The sequence below is a fragment of the Actinophytocola sp. genome (genome assembly GCF_045807065.1).
In the GTDB taxonomy this organism is placed as follows: domain Bacteria; phylum Actinomycetota; class Actinomycetes; order Mycobacteriales; family Pseudonocardiaceae; genus Actinophytocola.
Window position 1 is genome coordinate 1 of record NZ_JBJMIE010000011.1, and the last position, 7,176, is coordinate 7,176.

At 70.5% G+C, this 7,176-nt stretch carries 8 protein-coding genes and 2 pseudogenes; 7 read left to right on the forward strand and 3 right to left on the reverse strand.

All coding sequences use genetic code 11. The features are described from left to right. The coding region (locus ACJ73U_RS00390; RefSeq protein ID WP_407775445.1) for a glycosyltransferase at positions 1 to 522 on the forward strand (522 nt) is incomplete at its 5' end. Positions 523 to 721: 199 nt separating this feature from the next. Here ACJ73U_RS00390 and ACJ73U_RS00395 read toward each other — a convergent pair. Then, positions 722 to 1,594: a PfkB family carbohydrate kinase gene (locus tag ACJ73U_RS00395; protein WP_407775446.1), complete on the reverse strand. Its 873-nt coding sequence runs from the start codon at positions 1,592 to 1,594 to the stop codon at positions 722 to 724. Between the two features lie 187 nt (positions 1,595 to 1,781). On the opposite strand from ACJ73U_RS00395, the gene ACJ73U_RS00400 reads away from it, so the two are divergent. Continuing rightward, a complete protein-coding gene (locus tag ACJ73U_RS00400) occupies positions 1,782 to 2,156 on the forward strand; it encodes a hypothetical protein (protein ID WP_407775447.1) in 375 nt (124 codons plus the stop codon). Between the two features lie 21 nt (positions 2,157 to 2,177). On the opposite strand, the gene ACJ73U_RS00405 is transcribed toward ACJ73U_RS00400, so the two are convergent. Then, complete coding sequence (locus tag ACJ73U_RS00405; protein WP_407775448.1) at positions 2,178 to 2,615, reverse strand: hypothetical protein; 438 nt, start codon at positions 2,613 to 2,615, stop codon at positions 2,178 to 2,180. A 152-nt stretch (positions 2,616 to 2,767) separates the two neighbouring features. Between ACJ73U_RS00405 and ACJ73U_RS00410 the strand changes: the two genes are divergently transcribed. The 3 genes and pseudogenes from ACJ73U_RS00410 to ACJ73U_RS00420 all read left to right on the forward strand — a co-directional run. Continuing rightward, positions 2,768 to 3,379 (forward strand): hypothetical protein, encoded by a 612-nt coding sequence (locus ACJ73U_RS00410; protein ID WP_407775449.1) that lies wholly within the window; start codon positions 2,768 to 2,770, stop codon positions 3,377 to 3,379. Positions 3,380 to 3,387: 8 nt separating this feature from the next. Continuing rightward, positions 3,388 to 4,038 carry a hypothetical protein gene (locus ACJ73U_RS00415; protein WP_407775450.1) on the forward strand — a complete coding sequence of 217 codons (651 nt, stop codon included), beginning with the start codon at positions 3,388 to 3,390 and terminating at the stop codon, positions 4,036 to 4,038. 265 nt (positions 4,039 to 4,303) lie between these two features. Further along, a pseudogene (locus ACJ73U_RS00420) lies at positions 4,304 to 5,041 on the forward strand (MHYT domain-containing protein); the annotation flags it as partial. 303 nt (positions 5,042 to 5,344) lie between these two features. Here the strand turns inward: ACJ73U_RS00420 and ACJ73U_RS00425 are convergent. Then, entirely contained in the window at positions 5,345 to 5,959 is a 615-nt protein-coding gene (locus ACJ73U_RS00425) for a TetR/AcrR family transcriptional regulator (RefSeq protein ID WP_407775451.1), read from the reverse strand. Positions 5,960 to 6,036: 77 nt separating this feature from the next. Between ACJ73U_RS00425 and cysD the strand changes: the two genes are divergently transcribed. After that, positions 6,037 to 6,936, forward strand: coding sequence for a sulfate adenylyltransferase subunit CysD (cysD, locus tag ACJ73U_RS00430; protein WP_407775452.1), 900 nt, complete (start codon positions 6,037 to 6,039; stop codon positions 6,934 to 6,936). Then, positions 6,936 to 7,151, forward strand: a pseudogene (locus ACJ73U_RS00435) (GTP-binding protein); the annotation flags it as partial. The gene cysD and the pseudogene ACJ73U_RS00435, both read left to right, overlap by 1 nt. Positions 7,152 to 7,176: the final 25 nt, after the last annotated feature.

Genomic DNA, 7,176 nt, shown 5'->3' on the forward strand with positions numbered 1-7,176 from the left:
ATCGAGGAGCCGAAGGCGCGCTACACCGGCGACATCGCCCGCGCGGCCGTGGTGACCAACGAGCCGGTGCGGCGCTGGCGGATCACGGGCACGGACCTCATGCCGAGGTTCGCGCCGATCGACGTGTTCGGCATGGGCCTGGACGGCCTGGACTTCGAGGGCGTCACCCCGATCGGTGACCTCCCGCACGACCGGCTGCACCCGGAGATGGCCCGCCGCCGGGCGTACCTGCACGTCACGCGCTGGACGTCGCTCGGCCTGTCGCTGATCGAGGCCATGCAGATCGGCATGCCGGTCGTGTGCCTGGCCGCGACCGAGGCCGTGGAGGCGGTGCCGCCGGAGGCCGGCGTGCTGTCGACGAACCTCGACGTGCTGGCGACCGGCCTGCGGGAGCTGATGGCGGAGCCGGAGCTGGCGGCGCGGATGGGCAAGCAGGCCCGTGAGCACGCGTTGCGGCGCTACGGCCTGCCCCGCTTCCTCGCCGACTGGGACAGCGTGCTGGCCTCCCTCTCTCCCCGGTGACCCGCGCGAACGCGGCGCCGGCCTCGTTCGGGTCGCGGTAGAGGTCGCGGTAGCGGCGGTTCGACAGCCAAATCATGGCGCTGAGCAACTCCGCGTCCGCGCCGTGGCCGCGTGGGTACTCGACGAGCCGGGGCGTGGGGAACTCGATGCCGTCGATCTCCTTCCGCACCCGCATGCGCGTCGGTCGCACGGGTGCGCGTTACCCGGCGCGCAGGGGAAAACCCTCCAGGTGCGGCCGTCCGCCGAGGTGCCCGACGGCGACGCCCGCGGCGGCGACCGCCCGCTCCGCCGCCTCGGCCGGCTCGCCGCCCCGCACCAGGACGGCGGTCAGGGTCGCGACGAGCGCGTCACCCGCGCCGGTCGTGTCGACGACGCGCTCGTCACCGTGCCGGAACACGCGTGCGCCGTCCCGCCACACGAACACGTCACCGTCCGCCACGGCGAGCGCCACGAGCGTCAGGTCGTGCCGGGCCAGCAGCTCCCGCCCCGCGTCCACGGCCTCGTCCGCGTCGCGCGCGCCGGTCAGCCGACGTGCCTCGGTGGCGTCGGCACGCACCACGTCCGCGCCGGCGAGGACGTCGTCGTCGCGCGGCGTCCCGTCGAGCACCACGAGTCCGCCGGACGCCCGCACGGCGGCGAGCGCGGCGCCGGCCGGTTGCTGCAGCTGCACGATCGTGGCACTGGCCGAGCCCAGGACGTCCCGCGCGGCGACCACGTCGTCCTCGGTGAGCAGCACCTCTGCCGGCAGGTGCTCGACGTAGTGCCAGTGCGCGTCGTCGTCGACGAGGCTGACGATGAGCCCGGTCGTGGCGCCCGCCCGGCGCACCACCGGCGCCACGTCGATCCCGTCGGCGCGCGCCCGCTCCAGCACGTGGTCGTCGTCGCCGACCACGCCGAGCAGCGCGACGGGCAGGCCGAGCTGTGCCAGCGCGACGGCCTGGTTGGCACCCTTGCCGCCGAGCACCTCGATCCGCTCGACCGCGGGCACGGCCTCCTGTGCCCCGGGAGCGTGCCCGACCCGCAGCACGAGGTCCCGCGCGACCTGCCCCACCACGACGATCTTCTCCGACATGGCCGCCGGATACCCGGGGCGCACACGAGTGAATCGGCAGCTGCTCGGCAGTCGGCCGGCAGAACCCTGCGAGCCCTAGCACGACGGCGGCCAGAACTCGCAGGTCCATCCCCCGGTGGTGTAAGAAAACCCCCTGTTTCGTTGACGACACCCACGCGTGCGACGCTGGCGGGCTACCTTGGGACACATGGGGATCGGGCGAGTGTGCGTGGTGCTGGCGTCGGTGCTGGTGCTGGCGGGGTGCCAAGAGGTCAGCGAGGCGGCCGACAACGTCGGCGCGGCCACGGACAAGGCGTCCGTGTGCGCGGAGGCGCTCGGGCTCGCCGACCTCAACCCGCTCGTCGACTCCGACAAGCTCAAGGCGCGTGCCGAGGACAAGGAGCGCCGCCTGCGCGAGCTGGCCGACAACGTGGCCGACGAGGACGTCAAGGCCTCGCTGCTCGGGCTCGCCGACTCCTATGTGCAGGTGCAGAAGGAACACATCGAGGACGCCGGTGTCGTCGCCAGGTGGGTGCGGCACAACACCGAACGCCTCGACGCGCTGCGGAAGGCGTGCACGTAGTCCTTCCCCCGGCAGCGATCGTCAGGCGGGGCTTCGCGGCGTCGGCGCCAGCACGAACGGCACCTCGTTCTCGTCGTCCGTCAGCTCGTCGAGCGGGGTCGTGAACACCAGGGTCGACTCGGGCAGCGTGTCGTGGTCGGTCAGACCGGTGACGCGCAGTACCCGCACCGCTTCCGGATCGCGCGCCGGTGGGAACTTCGCCCGCACCCCGAGGTCGCGGAGCACCGTGGGATAGCTGACGATGTCGACGGTCAGCACGCCGTCCTCAAGGTGGCGGTCCGCGTAGGCGTGCGTGCCGAGTACCCGGGGTGCGCCCGTGTTCGCGTCCGGCTCGCTCAGCTCGCCCAGCGCGACCACCGCCAGTTCCTCGTCGGAGCCCTCCGGGTCGATGACGACCGCAAGTACCAACTCGTCGGGGTCGTCCGGGTTGATCCCGGTCTCCAGCTCCACCTCGGCCACGGTCGAGGAACCTACCGTGAGACCGCCGCACTACCCCGCGAGACGGGGTCGCGTTGCTCCGGACGGCCCAATCCGGCGGGAAACGGGTTTCCCGTTCGGGTCGCTCGGGCACTACCGCCAGTGTCCACATGTGTAGACGAAAGGAGCGCGCGATGTCGACCGCGGCAATCGTCATCCTGGTTGTCGTGCTGCTCGCCGTGTTGTTCGCGGCCGGGTGGTTCTTCGGAGGCTATGCGCGCAGCCGGCGCCTGCGCAACCGCTTCGGCCCCGAGTACGACCGGAGTCTCGAGTCGGCGGAGAGCCGCAAGGCCGCCGAGCGGGAGCTGACGGCCAGGGAGAAGCGTTACGCACAGCTGGAACTGCGGCCGCTGTCCGTCGCCGCGCGGGCCCGTTACACCGAGCAGTGGGCCCGGCTCCAGGAACAGTTCGTCGACAACCCGACCAGCAGCGTCGCCGACGCGGACAAGCTGGTGCACGCCGTGATGCGTGACCGCGGGTACCCGACCGACGACTTCGAGCAGCAGGCCGCCGACCTGTCCGTCGAGCACGGCGAGGTGGTCGGCCACTACCGCGACGCGCACCACATCCGCGGCCGCGAGGACGCCGGTACCGAGGACCTGCGCAACGCCCTCATGCACTACCGCACGATGTTCCGCGCGTTGGTCGGTCCGGTTGAGACGGACACGCCGGTCGACGTGCCGGCCGCCCGCCAGAACGCCGACCAGGCCGTCGACCACGACGGCACGCGGCGCGTGAAGAGCTGAGGTGAGCGATGACTGAGAACAGAGCGCGAATCGTCCAGGAACCCACCGGGTACGACTACCCCGCCACCGACCGTATCCCCGCTCAGGGTGATTTTCCCGACGGTCAGACCACTGTGGGATGGTCGGAGGAGGAGACCCAGGACGGGACGGCGAGCACATCCGACGGCCAGCCGCACAACGCCGGCCTGTCGGCCGACGAGGCCTACGCCCCGACGCCGCCGGCGGATGACGCCCATGACGACAACCTCGACGACACCCACGAAGACACCTACGGCAACCGCGACGACACCCACGACGGGGTCGCGACCATGCCGGAGCCCGAGCCGGTCGACCGGATCGAGCGTGACGAGCCCGTCGCGGAGCCGGCCGGCAACCACGCCGCCGGGTCCGTCGAGGCGTCCGGCGGCGAGGGGTTCTTCCCCGAGGACACGGTGACCGGGTTCCGCGACCGGTGGCGTGAGCTGCAGTCCGGCTTCGTCGACGACCCGCAGCAGGCCGTGCGCGGCGCCGACGAGCTCGTCAGCGAGATCATGCGTGAGCTGGCCGACCGCAAGCAGAGCATCGAGGAGCACTGGCGCGCCGGCGCCAACGACACCGAGGAGCTCCGGGTCGCCATCCAGGAGTACCGATCATTCCTGAACCAGTTGTTGAACGCATAAGTAGTAATCACACGAGGGCTGTCCGCAATCGGGCAGCCCTCGTTGTTATTTATTGACCCGGTGCAACCTCGGTCAATTTGGCGGCTTCCGCAATGCAAGTTGCAGGCCCGGAAGCCCTGGCTACCAGGGCTTGACATGCAACGTGAAAGCGTCTTCTATTCAGCTCGCTAGCTGTGAGTTCGATCTGGTAAGCACAGTTTCGATCTGATAACAGAAGTTACCGTGCGTTGCCGGGGGTCGCGTGCGTTCAAGAGGGGGTTTCGCCATGCCTGCTTCCGGTCATGCTCACCATTTCGCGATGGGCACGTGGCTGTTGTTCTTCGCGTATTTGGTTTCCGTGGTCGGCTGCGTCATCGGCCTGGCGTGCACGCTGCAGGCCCGCCACGACGACGGCAGGCCGCGGCTGGGGTGGCTCGCGGGCGCGGCGGTCTCGATCGGCGGCGTCGGCATCTGGCTCATGCACTTCATCGCCATGCTCGGCTTCGACACGCCGGGTACGCCCGTCCGCTACGACATCGGGCGCACGGCGCTCTCGGCGGTCCTCTCGATCGCCGCGGTGTTCATCGGGCTCGTGGTGTTCGGTGTCCGGACCCGCTTCTCGATGTGGCGGCTGGTGCTCGGCGGGGTGATCATGGGACTCGCCGTCAACCTCATGCACTACACCGGCATGTGGGCGGTGCAGATCCAGGGCACGATCACCTACAACGACGCGCTGGTGTGGCTGTCGATCGGGATCGCGGTCGTCGCGGCCACCGTGGCGCTGTGGTTCACCGTGCTGTTCGACGGCATCGCGCTGCGCCTCGCGGCCGGCGCGGTCATGGGGATCGCCGTCACCGCCATGCACTACACCGGCATGGCGGCGGTCGAGGTGCACATCGACACGAACGCGCCGCCGCCGGCCGGGGTCGAGGTGTTCACCTTCCTGTTCCCGGTGTTCGTGCTGGCCGTGATCGCGCTGGCGGTCCCGATCTACGCGGTGCTGATGGCCGCCACGTGGCAGGAGAACGAGGAGGCCGCCGCGCTCGAGGCGGTGGCGCCGGCGCCGGGGGAGCCCGCCGCGCCACGGCGCACCGAGCACCGTTACATGCGGCAGGCGAGCAACCAGGGTGTGCGTGGGGTGCAGGAGCTGGTCAACCGGTTCGCGGAGGAGCGGCAGCGGTTGCCGCGGGAGCCGCAACAGCGGGAGCCGCAACAACAGCGTGAGCAGCGCCAGGAGCAGCAGGAGCTGCCGGTGCGCCGACCGTCGCACCGCTGAGACTTGGGCGCCGGGCGCCCCTCCCGATCGTCGTCATGTCCTGCCACCCCCTCAGGGCATGGCGACGATCCCCCTTTCCACGGCCGCCGCGGCGAAGTCGACCAGGCGGCTCGTGGAGATGCGGGCCTGCAGCGAGCCGCCGTGCACGAGGTCGTCCGCGAGGCCGATGAGCGAGTCCCACACCCAGTAGGCCATGGCCGGGTGGTCGACCAGCGTCTGCCCTGACGCGGCGGCCGTCTCCCGCAATGCTCGTTCCAGCGCGCGGGTCATCCCGCGGAACACCGCCGCCGACGCGACCGCCCGCTTGCCGCGCGGGCCGCCCGCCAACACCTTCGCCTGCCACTGCTGCGCCGAGCGCCCGAACAACCGCCAGATCTCCCGCACCTGCGGCAGGATCTCCTTGCACAGCCCGGCGATGCCGACCCCGCGGTCGAGGCCGTCGAGCGTGGTCGCCAGGCTTTCCAGCCGGCCGCCCAGCAGCGCGACGAACACGTCCTCCTTGCCGTCGAAGTACTGGTAGAGGGTGCCGGAGCTGACCCCCGCGCCGGCGGCGATCGCGCGCATCGTCAGGCCAGCGTAGCCGGACTCGGCCAGCAGCTTCTCCGCCGACCGCAGGATGTCGCGCCGGCGCCCCTCCGCGTCACCCCAGGTGGTTGTGCTCGCCACGAGCACCACGGTACCGCAAACCGAACGATGTCCAGAGCATATTGAACGTTGTTCAAAAGGCGCGTACCGTCGCGTTGGTGCGAACACACCTCGACTGGCTCGAGGCGGAGAGCATCGACATCATGCGCGAGGCGGCCGCCGAGAGCGAACGTCCTGTCCTCCTGTACTCCATCGGCAAGGACTCCTCGACCCTGCTCCACCTGGCGCGCAAGGCGTTCTACCCGTCGAGGCCGCCGTTCCCCCTGCTGCACGTGGACACCACGTGGAAGTTCCGCGAGATGATCGCCTTCAGGGACGCCACTGTGCGCGATCAGCTCGGCCTCGAGCTGATCGTGCACCGCAACCCGGAGTGCCTGGCGTTGGGCGTCAACCCGTTCGACCACGGCTCGGCCGTCCACACCGACATGTGGAAGACCCAGGGCCTGCGCCAGGCTCTGGACGAGCACCGGTTCGACCTCGCGTTCGGTGGCGCCCGCCGCGACGAGGAACCGGTGCGTGCCAAGGAACGCGTCTTCTCGTTTCGCACGGCCGACCACCAGTGGGACCCCCGCGGCCAGCGACCCGAGCTGTGGCGGCTGTACAACGCGCGGAAGGCGCCCGGCGAGAGCATCCGCGTGTTCCCCCTGTCGAACTGGACCGAGCTGGACGTCTGGCGCTACATCGAGCGCGAGGAGATCCCCGTGGTGCCGCTGTACTTCGCCGCGCCGCGACCCGTGGTGGAGCGCGACGGCACCCTGATCATGGTCGACGACGACCGCATGCCCCTGCGGCCGGGGGAGGAGCCGGCGCGGCGGATGGTCCGCTTCCGCACGCTCGGCTGCTACCCGCTCACCGGCGCGATCCCCAGCACGGCGACCACCCTGCGCGAGGTCATCGCGGAGACCGCCGCCGCCGACGTCTCGGAGCGGCAGGGCCGGGTGATCGACCGGGACCAGTCCGGCTCGATGGAGCGCAAGAAGCGCGAGGGGTACTTCTGATGGACCTCCGGAGCGAAGCGGCCCAGCCGACCCTGCGCTTCCTCACGTGTGGCAGCGTCGACGACGGCAAGAGCACGCTGATCGGCCGGCTGCTGTACGACACGCGCGTCCTGCACAGTGACCAGCTGGCCGCGCTCTCCGCGCGGGACATGGACTTCGCGTCGCTGGTCGACGGGCTGCTGGCCGAACGCGAGCAGGGCATCAAGATAGATGTGTAGTTCGTGTTGTTGGGTAAGTTTG